This is a genomic window from Pseudomonas sp. H3_A02 (assembly GCF_054671965.1).
In genome coordinates this window covers 2926752-2942767 of record NZ_CP162807.1, presented here as the reverse complement: position 1 = coordinate 2942767, position 16016 = coordinate 2926752, and the positions used below count along the sequence as shown (strand labels likewise).

The following is a 16016-nucleotide window of genomic DNA, read 5'->3' as shown; positions in this document are numbered from 1 at the left end:
GCGCTCTAACTGCTACTTTCCTCCTGCTCGCTCGATAAATAACCGGGCGGATAGAAGTAGACATAGGGCGTTCGTTCGGACAACAGTCCATTTGCACTGACTGCCCGTAGGTGAAAACGGTTATAACCCTGTACGCTGGCTGCTACATATTCTGTTCCGGTAATATCGGCGATTGGCACCCACCATCGATAAAGCCTGTACTTCGCGACGTGGTTGGAAGCATTCCATTGAAACTGGATGGGGTAATGATAATTGTCCGTCAGTCGAAAACCGGTTGGCATCGCCGGTTTCTCGAGCCCCGGATCAAGGGGAGGCGCCTCCTCCTGCAGTATGTCCATCAGCTCTGCATACTTGCTCAGCGGCAATGGAATCGCGGCGAGGGCCTGTACATCCTGGAATTCACCGGGGATCGTGCCCGACACCACGATAAAACTGCTCGGCGCCACGGACGCCGGCTCCTGATAAACCCCGGTGCGCTCGTCGAAAGTGCCTGGCCCGCCCAGCAGTTTCCAGATCACCCGGGAAGGATCGGTCGGCTCCCCCCTGGGCCGTAGCTCAAACTGCACCGTGCCACTGGCCGGTTCACTCGCCTCGGAAATCCATAAAGGGGTGGTGACGGCCTGGTTGTGGATCAGGATATGGATGTGGCTCACCTGGCCAGTGGACGTTTGCTTGACCTCGATCTTGTCCAGGGAAAACGGCACGTCATCGTCCGAGCTACCGCCAGCGGTATACGTTCTTTTGGTCGGCTCACCCTCTACCGGGGTCAATACCGAGCCCCAATGCTTGGTCAGGATATCCCACGTCAGTGTGCCGCCGTCCAGGGCTTCGGCAGACAATGTCCTGCTTTCGCCAGGGTTACAACTGTCGTATAGGGGATTGGTCAGGATCATGCTGTCGAGCACCGACACCAGTGCCGAACTTTGCACGGGTTTGCCGTCCAAGGTGCCCCGCGCGGTCACCACAATGGCAAGGAAACCCTCGGGCAACTGGTCCTGGGGCGGCGCGGTAAAGTAGCCACTGGAACTGATGACATGCGGCAGGGATACCCGGCTATCGATATCCCGTGCCGACCAAGTAATATTGGTCGGCGTCGGCGTCAAGCGGAATTGAAAGCCGCTACCGGCCGCGACCGTCGAGTTGACCGGGGTGAGTTGCGTGTTGGTGCGCAAGGGTTCGATCTGGCCGAATACCGCCAGATCACCGGGAACGAACGCCTCGCTCAAGTGCAAGGCGTGATGGCTGGGAAACAGCAGATTGCCCAGCAGGAAAGTCTCGATCGATGGAATGTCAATTTTGTTGACCACACCATGAAGTACCGACTTGACCCGGTCTTGAATATGGTTTCGGGTAACGGACTCCCCATCCATGTTCCAATAATGACCAGCACTCCCGCTAAGGCTGGTATCGACCCCAAATAAAAAAATCTCTGGTTTGTTCAGTTCTACGTGTTGGCGCGCCTGATCCAGCGAGGCCTCAAGCTTCATCCCCATATCGAAATTGCAGTGATAGCCAAAGTTGTACCGGTCATTGGTCGCCGGCACTTTACATTGCCCGGCGACTTGGCCCTTCCAATAAATCGCCAGGCTTGCGCCGGGTCCATACATGACCCTCAAGCCTTTGCTGGCACTGGCCACCCAATTGAACTCATAGGCGAATGGGTCCAGCTTGCTGTTTACAAAACCAAAGCGTTGAAAGGCTGCTTCCCAATACTGATAAGTCGCCGTATTAAAACCAATATTGCTGCCACCGGCGGTTGCTTCCAGCGTCGTGGCAATGTCGTGGCTCTGATAAACGACCCGCAAGGCCAGCCCCTTGCCAATGGAACTTTCCAGCGCCGGCTTGAGGATCTTTTCCGCCAATACCTTGCTGGATAACAACAGTGTCCCGGTGTACTCACTGCCGCTTTGGTCGGCCGGAATCAGGTATGGCTCTTCGGAACCAGGATAACGATCACCGTCGTGCCCGCCCTGCAAGGTAATGAAAAGCATCAGCGCCCCCTCGCCATAGTGCTCGTCACCGAACAGGGCGAGAGGGTCGGCCTTCATCGCCCTGACCTCGAAGTTTTGCGGGGTCAATATCCCGTTCGAATGTCCCTCCAGGCGCCCCAATGGAAAGACCTTCAGCTCAGCGGGAATATTGTCATCGAAGTATTGCTTGAATCGGCTGCCGACATCTTTCATCGCCAACGGACCGAGCACGAAGTTCGCCATGAAGTTCTCGGCATTCTTCAGGTCGATCAGCACGTCTCCCAGCCCGCCGACCGTGGCTTTGGTCACCGGCTGGTCCATCCATAGCTGCGGACCGCCCACGGGGAGTACCTTGAGCAGCCTCGATATGAAAAAAGGACCGCCAGGTTCCCTCTTGGCGCTGACAATCATGCCGCCGATCATGTCCAGGGTCAGCCGCGCCTTGGCCGGCCCCCTGGGGTCGGCATTTTCAAACGACAGGCGCGGCGCACTGAGCCTCAAGTCATAGATATATTCCTTGTACGGTGCCCCCTCCCCCCAGCCAATAATCATGGACATCGGTTCGATATAACCGTTTTCGCTGTTGATCCGCTCGATATACAGCTGCATGAGTAATTCATTGGTCTTGCGTTGGTCGTAGAGCACCAAGGCGTCCCAACCATAGGTCATGGACTTGCCTTGCATCTCGGCGACCAACTGCGTCAATGACATCTTGCTCATGATTCAGTCCTCCCATGCCCGTGAAAGGCAATGTGCGCAGTCAATCCAACAGTTTCAGTTGCAGCGGATTCTTGAACACGACGGTGGAGTGCCCACCATCGAAACTGACACTGGCGCGCAAGGTGAACACCGAATTCGCCGCGATACCCGTCAAGTGCGTGGTCATCAGCCGAGCCGTGACACCGGTGCTCGTCTCGGCGGACAAGACCGGGCGCAAGGGAATGACGTCGCGCTCGGCAATGCCGCTGGCCGTCAGCCATAGCCGTATCGTCTGTTCGGTGGAAATGAATGACCAGCGACTGAGACTCAACAGGGCCCCGCCCGGCGGAATATCGGACAACTTCAAGGTCGCCGGCGACCCCACCTGCGCGCCTTCACAGGTGATATCCGGGTGGCTGGCCAGTTCGCGGATATACAGCTGCAAGGGCGGCTGGGCCTCCTGGCCGGACACGCTATAGGTCACCTCGACCGTCTTGCCGAAGTTGGGTGGCAATACCGTCGACGGGACCTTGAACTTCAACCGGTTCGACGGCTCGGCCTCCTGCGCGTCATACGAGCCACTGGCGCCAAAGCCTTTCCAATGGGCGATGACCGAGTCGTCGTCGCCAATGGTGGCGGTCTGGGGGATGGTGATATAGGCGCCGTTGATGGCCACGACCGGGTTCAGCTCGTCCCGGCCCTCGGTGACCACGCTGTTATCGACGGTCGGCGTCGGCAAGACCAGAGGCTCACGGATCGTCAGCGCCAGGGGCACGCCAGAGCCGGCGGCATCGTCGCGGCCATACTGGTAGCGCACGCTCACGGAACCACCCTGATTGTCGAGCAACCACTGGAGGGGTATCGGCACCTCGATCCGGCCGCTGTCGATTATCGCCTGGTCGATCTCCAGGTACTGGATGGTGTTCTTGTTCGGCCCACTGCCCAAACCGGTGCGCGTGCCATACACCAGCAAATCGTCCCCCGCGCGAATCCCCGGATAAGGCGTCACCACCACCCGGATGCCTTCAGGGAACTGACCGGGGTTGATGACGCTACCGGTCAGATCCTTGATGGTGGGCGCGGCAAGCTCAGGGGCACTGGGCGGGATAACCTGGATGATGCGTTGCGCCGACTCGCTATCGACCTGGGTGCCTGGGGCTGCATGGGTGATCTCGTAGTGCAGGCTGATCGAGCCGCCACGCACCGCTACGGCGTTGCTTTTCAGTACAGGCCAGTTCAACACCGAGCCGGGGTTGTTGCTGGGGTCGGTATCGCTGTCGCTCAAGGTCTTGATCGGCAAATTGACCGTGGGGCCGGGATTACCATCGGCCCGGGTGCCCACCCACAGCAAGCGGACCACATCCCCATTGACCATCCCACCATAGGGCACGACGGCGATGGTCATGCTGCCATCGATCGTGTCGGGATCCAGTTGCAGGTCATGGGACTCCTTGATCTGCGGGGCGGGTAACAGGCCATCCCGGCCAGGGTCGGCCGGCGTATTGTTCGCTGTTTGCTCATTGCTATTGGTCATATCGTCACCCTTCGAAGCCATGCCGATACGTGAACGATTCATTCACGCAACCACCTGAGTTTTTTTATTTATACGCCTGCACTATCCGCTCAGGTACTAGCAGAACTACTAGGTTCCAAAGGTGCCGACCGGTGCTAGATTCGGCTAGAAGGCAACTGTACAACCGCCCTTCAAGCCGCCCCGGTCAATAGAGGTATCCGACTATGAACCCGCGTAAATCAGTGTTGAGAGCGTGTGCCTGGATCACGCTTATTAGTGTCAGTGGTCTCGCCACTGTTGCGTGCGTTGCGCCCGAACGGGGCAACTCTACATCTACAAAAGCCTCCTTCGGGACCATCCATTTCAATAATGACAAGGGCGACGAAAAGTGCACTTTGCCCATACCCGAAACCAGCAAGATGTTTAATTTCGCCGAAAGCAGTCAATATTGCGAAAACAATATGGTTTCAACTTTTTGGTTGGAGAATGTGCCCTCGGCAACCCTGATTCAATTCTATGAAAACGAATTCTGCTCGGATGGAAAGGACGCGAACAATTTTTTCTTCAAGCTGAAAACCGTCAAGCAACCCACTGACTGGACTCCCCACGGTAGCGTGGTGCTTTCCATCGACGCCTTGCGACACCTGCGTCCAGGCGAGCTGATTGCGGGGAAAAATCTGCGCGTCGAACTAGAGCCCCCCTCAAGCACTTTCGTGGGTTCTAATCTCTCCAACCAAAATCTCAACGAACGGCTTAGCTGCGTTTATATCGAACGCTCGCAACCCGCTAACTGATCACCACCGTGGATTGACCGGCACCGCCATTGCTCTGTTTTCAACGAGGACAAGTTCATGACCACTCCGACCTCCGTACCTTCCAATGCTTTCAACTTCCTGAACTTTATCCTCAGCCAGGTCGACCCTCGGACCGGACAATACACCTGCGCCATCTCCTTGCCCGAACTCAAGGCGAATAATCTCTGTGGCCCGACGGTGCCATTGCCTTTGAACTTCAATCCGCTCAACCGTACCGACAGCGGTTTCGGCAAGGGTTGGAGCCTGCAACTTTCGCACTATGATCCCAACCGCCGGATCATCTCGCTGTATACCGGTGAAACCTTCAAGGTCAACTCGGGACCGGATGGGATGGAGATTCCGGAGAAGAAACTCGACTCCTTTCATTTCCATGACTTGGGCAATAAGCGCTACCGGGTCGAGCATAAGTCCGGGCTGGTGGAGATTCTTGAGGTCGGCCAGGGCCAGTTCGCCATGCCGGTGGAAATGCGCTCGCCCCAGGGGTATAGCGTGACGCTGGAATACGCCGCGTTCGGCACGACCCCGTTACTGAGCAAGATCCTTAACAGCGACGACACGGAACTGCTGAGTCTGACGCGCAACGGCAACCTGGAGATCAAGCTGTACCCCGGAAGCCCGCAGGAAGCCGTGTTCGTATTGAACATCCTCGGCGGTGAAACCAGGAGCATCGACTTGCCCATCGAAGACGAGGGCCTGCCTACCGAGAACAAGGGTTCCTGGCGTTTTGAATACATCCCCCTGAGCGGCCTGACCCTGCTCAAGAAAGTCCATACCCCCTCCGGCGGCCATGAAACCGTCATCTATTCAGGCACCCACCATGCCTTTCCCGGCATGAGCGACCTCACCCTGCCGCGGGTACGGTCGCACACGCTCGACCCGGGTTTTGAGCTACCCGTCATCGAAACCCGCTACGAGTACGACCGCACCGGCAATAACTTCCTCGGCCATGGCAGTGGGGTTACCTGGAGCGACAACGGCCTGGACAACCTTTTCCGCGATGGCGTGATCAGGAGCTACCAGTATGAAACCAAAGAGATTCTCTGGGACGCCGTCAGCGACAAACCGGCGCGTACCACCCGTCGAGTATTCAATCGCTACCACCTCCTGGTGCTCGAAGAAATTTTGCAGAAAGCCAACGTCCCGGACAAGGACGACACCCTGCTGGTCACCGAGACCGAATACTACGCCAACCCGCGGGATGACTTCAGCGATCAACCGGCGTATTACCAACTGCCGAAAAGCATCACCCAGACCTGGCGCAACGCAAGCACGACGCTTCCCCGGTATAGCGAGGTGGTGACGCGTACCTACGATGATTTCGGCAACCTGCTGGTACAGGTCAATGCCAATGGCGTGACTGAAACCAGCACTTGGTACGGCTCCGAAGAGGAGGACGGTTGCCCGGCGGATCCGCAAGGCTTCGTGCGTCATATCAAGAGCAAGACCATCACTCCGGCGCCCTCCGACTACGGCGCCGCGCCGACCCTGCAAACCCAGTATCGCTACGTCGAATACCCCGGCGTCGACAACGTCGGGCGCTGGCTGGCCTTGAACGACGAAACCCTGTTCCAGGTAGTGGATGAGCAGCCGCAAACCGAGTTGCGGTGTATCACCCATGAGTACATCAACACCCCGGCAGAGCAGTGGCATGGCCTGCTCAGCAAAATGCTGCAAACCCTGCATGGCCAGGCCGATACCCTGACCACCACCGAATATGCCTACAGCATCGCCCCGGGCACCCGGACCGGGGGGATGGTCATGCACACGGAAACCACCCTGATCGGCTATGACGACCAACCCAATGCGCCGATTCGCAAAGTGATCCATGAAGAATACGCCTTGCCCAACGGCAGCAAATCCCTCAGCACCGATGACGTCGGCGCCGAAGTGCTCTACCGATACGATCACCTGGGTCGGGTGATCGAAGAAACCGCAGCGCCGAATACCCCCTACCAGGCCAGCCGTACCTATGGCTATACACTGGCCAACGGGCCGGAGCAGCAGGCGCACCAACGACTGCTGGATGTAAACGGCGTCGAGACCGTGACCTGGCTGGATGGGTTGAACCGCGTATTGAAAGTCGAACGCCAGGACGCCGATGGCTGGGGGGGCGATCCAACGGCGTTTCGCGAAACCTATCGAGCGACGTACAACAACTTGGGGCAACTGACCAGCGAGACCCTTACGGACTGGGAAGGCGCCAAGGACGTTGCCCTGACCACCCTTTTCGAGTACGACACCTGGGGCGAGCAATACAAGGTGATCGGTGCCGATGGCGTGGCGCAGGTCACCGAAAACGACCCACCCACGCAAACCCTGTGCAGTTGGAGCCAAAGTAGCGAAACGCCGCCGAAGATCGCCGGCAAGACCCGCACGACCCTCAACCGGTTTGGCAAGGAAGATAGAATCGAGGCCCTGGACGCTGGGGACAGGCTGGTCAGCGAGGTGCAATTGCTTTACGACGGCCTGGGCAACTGCGTCGAACAAATCGACCCGATGGGCGAATCCACCCGCTTTACCTACGACCTGTTTGGTCGGGTCCAGAGCACCACCCTGCCCGACTACACCGAGCTCAAGCGCACCTATGCCCGGCACAGCGGCGACGAACTGCCCGTGGGCCTGGACGTGATCGCCCATGGCACCACCACCTGCATGGGCCTGCAGACGTTCGATGGGCTGGATCGCCGGACCACCCTGATAGTCGGCCCGCGCGTGCAGCAATTCCACTACAAGGGCGGACAACTCCAGGTCGACACCCGGATCACCGCCAGCCAACAATCCATCAGCTACGAATACCAGTTGGGCCTGACCGGCAGCCCCGTGTCCAGCATCGCCCCGGACGAGCAATCGAGCTTCAACTACGACGCCAGAAACGCGCAACTGACGCTTTCGGAAAATACCCAGGGCCAGCACCACTTCGACTACAGCTCCAGTGGCCAATTGCGCCGCGAGAGCTGGACGGAAAAACGCTCGGGCAAGTCATGGGAAACCCATTACACCCATACCCTGGAAGGCCGTCTGCTGTCCCGGGCGAATAACGACGGCTTGCCTTGCACCTACAGCTACGATGAAAAGGCCCGGCCCCTGACCGTGACACAGGGCCAGATCAGCGCCACCTTCGAATACGACAGCCTGGGCCAGATCAGCCTGATCACCACACGCAATGCCCATACCCGGCAGGAGTTGCAGACGCGGCTGACCTTCGACGACCAAGGCCGGGAAACCATGCGCCAGATGAGCTTGAGCGGTGGCCACCCGGACCGCACCCTCAGCCAAACCTACCGGGCCGATAGCAAGCTGCAAAGCCGCCACCTGCAAGCAGGCGATGAAACCGAATTGCTGGAAACCTTCGACTACGACCCACGCGGACGCCTGGTGCAATACAACTGCGAAGGCACCGAATTGCCGAAGGACCGTTATGGCAATGCCATTCTTGAACAGATGTTCGCCTTCGATGCCTTGGACAATATCACCGAGGTCTACACCCACTTTGAAGACGGTAGCCGTGACGAGGTCGAGCGCTTTTTTGCCGGCGACGACGATCCCTGCCAACTGGTCAGGATCACCCATACCCATCAGGACTATCCGCGCAGCATCGAGCTGGAATACGACGAGGACGGTCGCCTGAAGCACGATGAAAATGGCCAGGTCCTGAACTACGACAGCCAGGGGCGCTTGCTGCGTGTCACTGACAGCGGCGGTAACACCGTCAGCCAGTACCGTTACGACGCGCACAACCACTTGCTGGGCGTCACGCGCCAATCCCAAGCGGAAACCTTGCGGTTCTACGATGACGACAGCCTGACCCGGACGGAACAAGGCGATCGGAAAATTCACGTGCTCAGCGCCGCCAACCAAGCGCTGGGCCAACAGCTACAGGATGATCCCGAGCAGACGTTGCTGCTGCTGACCGATGCGAAAAACAGCGTGCTGGCCGAGAGCGGCCAGGGTGAACTGCGCAAGGCCGTGTATGGCGCCTATGGCGAACGCCGTCCCGAAGACGACTTGCAATGCCTGTTGGGCTTCAACGGCGAAGTGCGCGATGAACTCAGTGGCTGGTACCTGCTGGGCCGCGGCTACCGTGTCTACAACCCTGCGCTGATGTGCTTTCACAGCCCGGACTCGCTCAGCCCATTCGATGCCGGGGGGATCAATCCCTACGTGTACACGGCGGGCGACCCGATCAATTTTGTCGACCCCACCGGGCATGCCAATCGTAAGATGAATTGGTTGGGCTTTTTGGGGGCGACGCTTTCAGCGATAGGCATCGCCCTTTCGGTCGCGGCGGTGGTGGTTGCCCCGCCGGTTGGCGCGCTTGCCATCGGGGTCACGAGCACCTTCACCTTGGTGGGGGTCGGGTTCGGTGCCTACGGCGTCTATGAAGGCATCGCGGCCACCCATGCCACCCGGCTGAAGGATCGGGAAAAGCGCGCGTTGAGTTCGGTGATTAGTGGCGGGGCGGATACGGCGCTTAGTCTGTGGGGGCTCTGGCGAGCCGCAAGCGCAGCGGCGAAGGCCGCGGCCAGAGCTGCCGCCCAAGCGAGTTTGAATGCCGAGACGAAAATAAGCTTCACAAACATAAATATTATGATGGGAGGTGTAAACAAGACGAACCCTGGCGGCGGGGCTGGGGCCGCCGCCGCTGGGGCAGCTGATAATGCAGCCGCTGCAGGATCACGAAGTAGTAGTATAAGTTCCACTTACTCTATTACGCCAAGTATGAGGGAGAGACTTTCCAAACTACGTGGTAGTACCGCCGAGCCGGGCATAGATAGGTTCACCCAGACAGACACCTTTATTGGTGGGCAGAACACTAAGATATTCACAAACCCTAAAGAAAACATTGACTACTCGCTATTTGAAATCGAAAAACCACTCTCTGGGTCCACCCCCCCCCCAACAGTCAAGGTCCGGCTCTGTGACCTCGGTGGAGGACCTGGGAGGCAAAGGGAGCGGGGGTGGAGGCGGTGGTAGCGGCGGTGGGGGTGGCGGCGTGGTCGGGGCAGTCGAAGAAATTCGGCAAAAGAAAGTCTACGGCGTTGGACCAGCAGGACATTTTGGCACTATAACAAGCCCGAATGGACGATTTTGGTTTTAACAAATAGGGGCTGAGCTTAGTCAAGCTCAGCCCTCGTTAGGAAACACCTTCAGAAGCCCTTCAATCAATCACCCGGGAGATTATCTCTACCCGGGTATTTAGGCCTGAGCTAAGCAACTACCTTCAACGCCAAACTCTTGAAAGCAATATAACTCTGCCCCCCATCAAAACTCACACTGGCATAAAGCGTAAACGTGGAATTAAGCGCCAGCCCTTCCACATAGTCCTTGGCAATCTTGGTGTTGAAAGTCCCGTCGACCCCATGGGGCTCTCCTCGCAGGAAATCCGTCCGTACGCCCCCCGCCATGGCCCACACATTCATCCGCTGGCCTCGGGCCTGGTAGATCCATTTTTCGATGTCCAGGTCCGCGCCCCCTGTGGGTACCTGCTGTTTGGAGATCGTCGCCGGCGCACCCACCTGCGCCTGGCGGCATTGCACCTGCCCCAGTGCGTCGACGGCGAAGGGGTTGATGGTCAGGGTGTAGATCGCCGAATGCTGGGGGGCATTGCCGACCCAGTAATAGGCTTCCACCGTGCGCCGGTCGGCGGCATCCACGCGGATATTCGCCGCGACCACCGCCGCGGGAATGGCAAATTCCAACCCACCGGCGCTGATCGGCCGTACCCCTTTGATGGAGCCGATACCGTCCTCGCCGCCCAGGCCGATGAAGTCCACGGTCACCTCGTCGCCGGGATCGACCTCCGAGGCCTGCACCACCACGGTCACCCCTGCGCCGCCATTGAATGGGTTCAATATGCCGGTGCCAGTGAGCGAATTCGTCGCTTCCTTGACGGTGGGGAATTTGCGCGGGGTCGGTGGGCGAATGTTGACATCCAGACTCTTCTCGCGAGAAATGGAGACATTGCCTGCCCGATCGCTGACTTCATATATCGCGTACAGCTCACCATTGCCACGATCAAGGATGACCCAGCCAGGAAATTCAACCGGCGCCGGCTGGCCGCTTTCGCCGCGATACAGTGTCCGCGAAGCGACTTTATCGGCGGGCATTATCGGAAACGAAACCTTGCTCCAGTACCAGGTGATGACATCACCAGGCGCTCCACCCCCATACACTGGCACATCCCCCATTAACTTGTCTTCGTTGGCCTCCAGATACTGGTTGGTCACTTGGGTGGTGTCGAAAATCAGCCGGGGGTCACTGCCCAGGTCGGGGGGTATTTCGTCAATGGTAACCGTGAGTACCTCAGAGGGATCCCAGTTTGCATTGAACAACGTCACCTCATAACGCAATTCATGCACACCATGTATGACGTGCTGCGCCTCCAGATCAAAAAACAAATCAGCGGGAGGCGGTTTGTCATCACTCCCAAATTCGCTCGGTGTCCATACCTTTTCATAAACCGGCCTGCTGCCGTTATTCCAATAGACGCGCAAATAGCAACGATCTTTTTCATCTTTCGGAATAGAGACCCAGGCAGGAATCTCAACATTCAATGGTTTATTCGCCAAGTTAGCAGGCAACAAACCCGTTTCATCCCAGTCAGAACTATCAGGCAACAATACAGACACGATCGGTTTGTTCAAGAGCCGAGCGCGAGGATGGTTATCAGCCATTGCCGTTCTCCTTCGAGCAGGAAAGATCAGGTCGATGAAGAGACCATTTTATCCATTAGCCGTCACACAACGAGACACGTTTAACACTTCCCCCTGCAAATGTGTACTAACAGAACTACTAGGTTGACAAACAAGTTTTTGCCCACTCAACAAAGACGAAACATCCTACAGAAGAAGTCTTATATTCCGATATCGACCTGTAAGAGAATTCCATAGAGTTCCGCCCCGCAAACTCATCGCAACTTTAGGCGAAACCTGAAGCTCTGGGCTTGCTGGTTAAAGCCTGCTCCAGGTGCACCAAGCATTCAGGCGGTTTTGCAAACACTTGCGGACAGTGCAGTCAGCAGCGGCTGGCTCACAGCAAAATCCTACTTTTCTTACAGGTCGAACCTCTTTATGAAGCAATCCTTTTACGCACTTCCATTAGGCATGCTGCTGGCCATGGCCGCCACTTCTGCCTCTGCCACCACCGGCACCATCAACTTCGAGGGGATGATCACCGACATCACCTGTCCGATTGAAATCATCAACCCGGAAACCGGCGCCCCCGGCAATCTGGTGCGTCTGGGGCGCGTTGCCAGCAGTCAGTTCGCGACCATCGGTGACGAAGGCGGGCATCGCGATTTCGCCATGCGCGTAACCCCGGGTGCGGGCTGCACCTCGCCCACCAGCGCCACCGTCAAATTCACTGGCGTACACGGCGCGACGGGTACCGGCAACACCCTTCACGCCCTGCGTTCAGGCGGCGGCTATGCCAGCGGGCTGGGTCTGGCGATCAAGGACAACAAGGGTGTGCTGATCGGCTATGGCATGGAATCCGCCGACTATGCGCTGGATGACACCGATCCGACCGACATGCGCTTTACCGCCGCCTATAAATCCACCGCTACAGCGGTGGGCACCGGTGCGGCCCAGGTTGAAGTGGCGTTTATCGTCAACATCACCTAACCCGCAATCCCCCGGCGCAAGCCGGGGACCTCGGCACGCGTCAGCTCCCCACTCGGGTGGCTAGGCCCAAGGTATCCGTTTTATGCAAAGCCCGAAAACTTCCTCTATTTACGCCAAAGCACGCACCGCTGGCCTGCTGGTTCTCGGGCTGTTCGCCCAGATCCCCAGCAGCCAGGCGGCCTTGAGCATCAATGGCACGCGGGTAGTCGTGACCAGCGACCAACGCAGCGCCGCGCTGATCGTCAGCAATCCCAGCCAGCAAACCTATGCCGTGCAAACCTGGGTCAATACCGAAAGCGACGACACCACCACCGCCGTACCTTTTATGGCTTCGCCGCCTCTGTTTCGCCTGGATCCGGGCAAGGAGCAACAGGTGCAAATCAATCGCCTTCCGAATGACCTGCCCACGGATCGCGAATCGCTGTTCTTCTTTAATGTCCAGGAAATCCCCCAAGCCGACAGCACCGAAACCAACGTGCTGAATATCGCCCTGCGCACGCGTATCAAAGTGTTCCATCGCCCCGTGCAACTCAAGGAAAACCCCAGCCTGCGCCTGAAGGATTTGCGATGGTCGCTCAGTCAGGTCGACGGCCAAGCCTATCTGGCCGTCGCCAACCCGAGCCCGTTTCATGTGTCCTTCCTGCGTATTGAAGTCAGCGGCAAGGGCCAGCGGCAAGTCTTCAACAGCCCGGTCATGGCTTACCCGATGTCGAGCCAGACCTATAAGTTGGAGGGGATCAAGCCGGCCACCGACCTGCAGGTGAGTTTCTCGGCGGTAGACGATTATGGCGCGCGTATCAGTCCGGCGCCCATGGCCATTGAACTGCACCCCTGACACCCCGCGCCTTTATCGCTGGAAGACCACCATGATCCATGCACCTGCACGCCGCCGGCCTTTGCGCCAGCGGCTCGCTCCTCTATTTGTCATTGGTAGCGCAGTTGGCTTATTCGAAGCGCGACCAACGCTTGCCAGCCAAGCCCTCGAATTCCAGACCGGCTTCATGCACCAGAGTGGCGCTGCCGGCACGCTGGCGCTGGAAGTCCTCAGCCAAGGGCAGGCGCTCGTCCCGGGACCTTATCGGGTTGCCATACAGATCAATCGCCATTACTTCGGTGAACGTGAATTGGACTTCCATGTCGATCCCGACCGGCAAAACCTTTCGCCCTGCCTGGACACCGAGCTGCTGGAGCAACTGGGGATCAAGCTCGAGAGCTTTGCCGCGTCCCGGGACGCGGCCTGCGTCGATCTGCCTGCATTGATCGCCGATTCTAAAGTCGAGTTCGATGCCAGCACGCTGCTGCTGTCGCTCTCGGTGCCACAGATCGCCATGCGCCGTGACAGAGTTGGACAAGTCGATCCCGAGCAATGGGATGCCGGCATCAACGCCGCCTTCGTCAATTACCAAGTATCGGCCCAACAAGGCACCAGCCGTTATCGGGGTTCCACCAACAGTGACGACCTGTACCTCAACAGCGGTCTCAACTTGGGTGCCTGGCGCTTGCGCAGTAACCATGCGCTGCACCAGAACACCGACGGTCAACGCGAATGGACCCAAGCCTACACCTATGCCCAGCGCGATTTGCCCGGCACCCGCGCCAACCTGACCCTGGGCAAGACTTTTACCGGTGGCGAAGTGTTTCGCAGCCTGCCGATCCAGGGACTGGTCATCGCCTCGGACATGGGCATGCTGCCCGACTTGCAGCAAAGCTATGCGCCGATCGTTCGCGGTGTGGCCCAGGCACGTTCCAAATTGGAGATCAAGCAGAACGGCTACCCGATCTATTCCACCTATGTCAGCGCCGGTCCCTATGAGATCGACGACCTGAGTACCGCCGGGGGTAGCGGTGAATTGGAGGTGGTGCTGACGACGGACGATGGCCAGGTCCAACGTTTTATTCAACCTTATGCAAGCCTTGGCAACCTGCTGCGCGAAGGGGTCTGGCGCTACAGCGCGACCCTGGGGCGCTATTCGGCCGCTAGCGGCCTGGACGCCCCCTTGCTCTGGCAGGGCACCCTGGCAATGGGCAGCGCCTGGAGCACGACGTGGTATGGCGGGGCAATGGGCAGTGATTTCTATCGGGCCGGCAACCTGGGCCTCGCCCGGGATTGGGGCAGCCTCGGGGCCCTGGCCTTCGACCTCACCCATTCCAGCGCCGAGTCGGGGCACGGGGAAAGTGTGCAGGGCATGAGCTATGCGCTGAAATACAGCAAGGCTTTCCAGACCAGCACCAGCCTGCGTTTCGCCGGTTATCGCTACTCCACGCAGGGCTACCGGGATTTCGACGAAAGCGTGCGTGAGCGTAGCCGCGATGGCAAGTTCGCCGGTAGCCGCCGCAGCCGTCTTGAAGCGGCGCTGTTCCAGGACCTGGGGCTGGCCAGCTCGGTTAACCTGACGTTATCGCAAGACGACTACTGGGGCGCCAACCCGCAACAACGCCAATTCCAGTTCAACTTCAATACCCAACACCGCAAGATCAGCTACAACCTGTTCGCCTCGCAGTCCCTGAGCGATGAGCGCAATGGCAGCCGTCGGCAGGCCGGCTTGAGCATTTCTTTTCCCTTGGACTTTGGCCATTCGAACACCGCGACCCTGGGTTTCCAGGACAATGCCGGGCGCTATAGCCAGACCGCACGCCTGACCGGCAGCGCCGATCAGAACCGACTCAGCTACAGCACCGCGCTGAGCAACAGCGATGACGACCAGCGCTCGGCGACCTTGGCCCTCGGTTATCAAGCGCCCTTCGGCAGCGTGGGCGGTGGCTACACCCAGGGCAATGGCTATCGCAGCCTTTCATTGAACGCCAGCGGTGCACTCCTGCTACACGGCGATGGCCTTGAGTGGGGTCCCTACCTGGGCGAAACCATGGGCCTGGTGGTGGTGCCCGATACCCCAGGCGTTGGCGTACTCAATGCCACCGGCGTGCGCACCAACGCCCAGGGCTACGCCTTGGCTCCGCATCTGCGTCCTTACCGGCAGAATCAGGTGGTGCTGCAAACCGACCAGTTGGACCCGGAGGTGGAGATCGACAATGGCGTCACCCATGTGGTGCCCCGGCGCGGGGCCGTGGTCAAGGCGGCCTTTACCGCGCGCAAGGTCAACCGACTGGTGCTGACGAGCCACACGCCAGCAGGCCAGCCCGTGCCGTTCGGCGCCCAGGTCAGCGATGCCCAGGGAGAACGGCTCGGCGTGGTTGGCCAGGCCGGACAAGTCCTGCTGACCACCACGGCCGAACCGCAAACCCTGGATGTGCGCTGGGGCAAGGAAGCCGGACAGCACTGCCAGTTGCAGATCGCGCCGCAAAGCATGGAACAGGCGCAAGGCTATCGGCTGCAGACACTCACCTGCACCGAGCCCATGACGCATTAATTCCCTTGTCGGGCGCCGCGACGCTGCGC

Annotated in this window: 8 protein-coding genes; 5 read left to right on the top strand and 3 right to left on the bottom strand. The window is 58.8% G+C overall.

Translation table 11 applies throughout. The annotated features are described in order from the left end of the window. Window positions 1-5: 5 nt before the first annotated feature. Together AB4N80_RS12980 and AB4N80_RS12975 are read right to left on the bottom strand one after the other, a co-directional pair. Window positions 6-2690, bottom strand: a complete 2685-nt coding sequence (locus AB4N80_RS12980) for a hypothetical protein (RefSeq protein ID WP_460082351.1) — start codon at window positions 2688-2690, stop codon at window positions 6-8. Between the two features lie 40 nt (window positions 2691-2730). Then, on the bottom strand, window positions 2731-4245 hold the full coding sequence (locus AB4N80_RS12975; protein WP_122569204.1) for a hypothetical protein: 1515 nt from the start codon (window positions 4243-4245) through the stop codon (window positions 2731-2733). A gap of 161 nt (window positions 4246-4406) precedes the next feature. Between AB4N80_RS12975 and AB4N80_RS12970 the strand changes: the two genes are divergently transcribed. Together AB4N80_RS12970 and AB4N80_RS12965 are read left to right on the top strand one after the other, a co-directional pair. After that, window positions 4407-4976 carry a hypothetical protein gene (locus AB4N80_RS12970; protein WP_122569205.1) on the top strand — a complete coding sequence of 190 codons (570 nt, stop codon included), beginning with the start codon at window positions 4407-4409 and terminating at the stop codon, window positions 4974-4976. A gap of 57 nt (window positions 4977-5033) precedes the next feature. Further along, entirely contained in the window at window positions 5034-9971 is a 4938-nt protein-coding gene (locus tag AB4N80_RS12965; protein WP_460096106.1) for an RHS repeat domain-containing protein, read from the top strand. Window positions 9972-10204: 233 nt separating this feature from the next. Here the strand turns inward: AB4N80_RS12965 and AB4N80_RS12960 are convergent, their stop codons facing one another. Further along, window positions 10205-11671, bottom strand: coding sequence for a hypothetical protein (locus tag AB4N80_RS12960; protein ID WP_460082346.1), 1467 nt, complete (start codon window positions 11669-11671; stop codon window positions 10205-10207). Window positions 11672-12067: 396 nt separating this feature from the next. Here AB4N80_RS12960 and AB4N80_RS12955 point away from each other — a divergent pair, with 396 nt between their 5' ends. From AB4N80_RS12955 to AB4N80_RS12945, 3 genes are all read left to right on the top strand, one after another. Further along, the gene (locus AB4N80_RS12955; protein WP_460082343.1) at window positions 12068-12619 is read left to right on the top strand and encodes a fimbrial protein; all 552 of its coding nucleotides are present in this window, start codon (window positions 12068-12070) and stop codon (window positions 12617-12619) included. A gap of 82 nt (window positions 12620-12701) precedes the next feature. Beyond that, window positions 12702-13454, top strand: a complete 753-nt coding sequence (locus AB4N80_RS12950) for a fimbrial biogenesis chaperone (protein WP_460082340.1) — start codon at window positions 12702-12704, stop codon at window positions 13452-13454. A 31-nt stretch (window positions 13455-13485) separates the two neighbouring features. Continuing rightward, window positions 13486-15987, top strand: a complete 2502-nt coding sequence (locus tag AB4N80_RS12945) for a fimbria/pilus outer membrane usher protein (RefSeq protein WP_460082337.1) — start codon at window positions 13486-13488, stop codon at window positions 15985-15987. Window positions 15988-16016 lie beyond the last annotated feature (29 nt).

Bases quoted from the DNA above. Each gene is read 5' to 3' on its own strand.
- AB4N80_RS12980 (WP_460082351.1), bottom strand. From the start codon at position 2,690: ATGAGCAAGATGTCATTGACGCAGTTGGTCGCCGAGATGCAAGGCAAG.
- AB4N80_RS12975 (WP_122569204.1), bottom strand. From the start codon at position 4,245: ATGAATCGTTCACGTATCGGCATGGCTTCGAAGGGTGACGATATGACC.
- AB4N80_RS12960 (WP_460082346.1), bottom strand. From the start codon at position 11,671: ATGGCTGATAACCATCCTCGCGCTCGGCTCTTGAACAAACCGATCGTG.
- AB4N80_RS12950 (WP_460082340.1), top strand. From the start codon at position 12,702: ATGCAAAGCCCGAAAACTTCCTCTATTTACGCCAAAGCACGCACCGCT.
- AB4N80_RS12970 (WP_122569205.1), top strand. From the start codon at position 4,407: ATGAACCCGCGTAAATCAGTGTTGAGAGCGTGTGCCTGGATCACGCTT.
- AB4N80_RS12955 (WP_460082343.1), top strand. From the start codon at position 12,068: ATGAAGCAATCCTTTTACGCACTTCCATTAGGCATGCTGCTGGCCATG.
- AB4N80_RS12945 (WP_460082337.1), top strand. From the start codon at position 13,486: ATGATCCATGCACCTGCACGCCGCCGGCCTTTGCGCCAGCGGCTCGCT.
- AB4N80_RS12965 (WP_460096106.1), top strand. From the start codon at position 5,034: ATGACCACTCCGACCTCCGTACCTTCCAATGCTTTCAACTTCCTGAAC.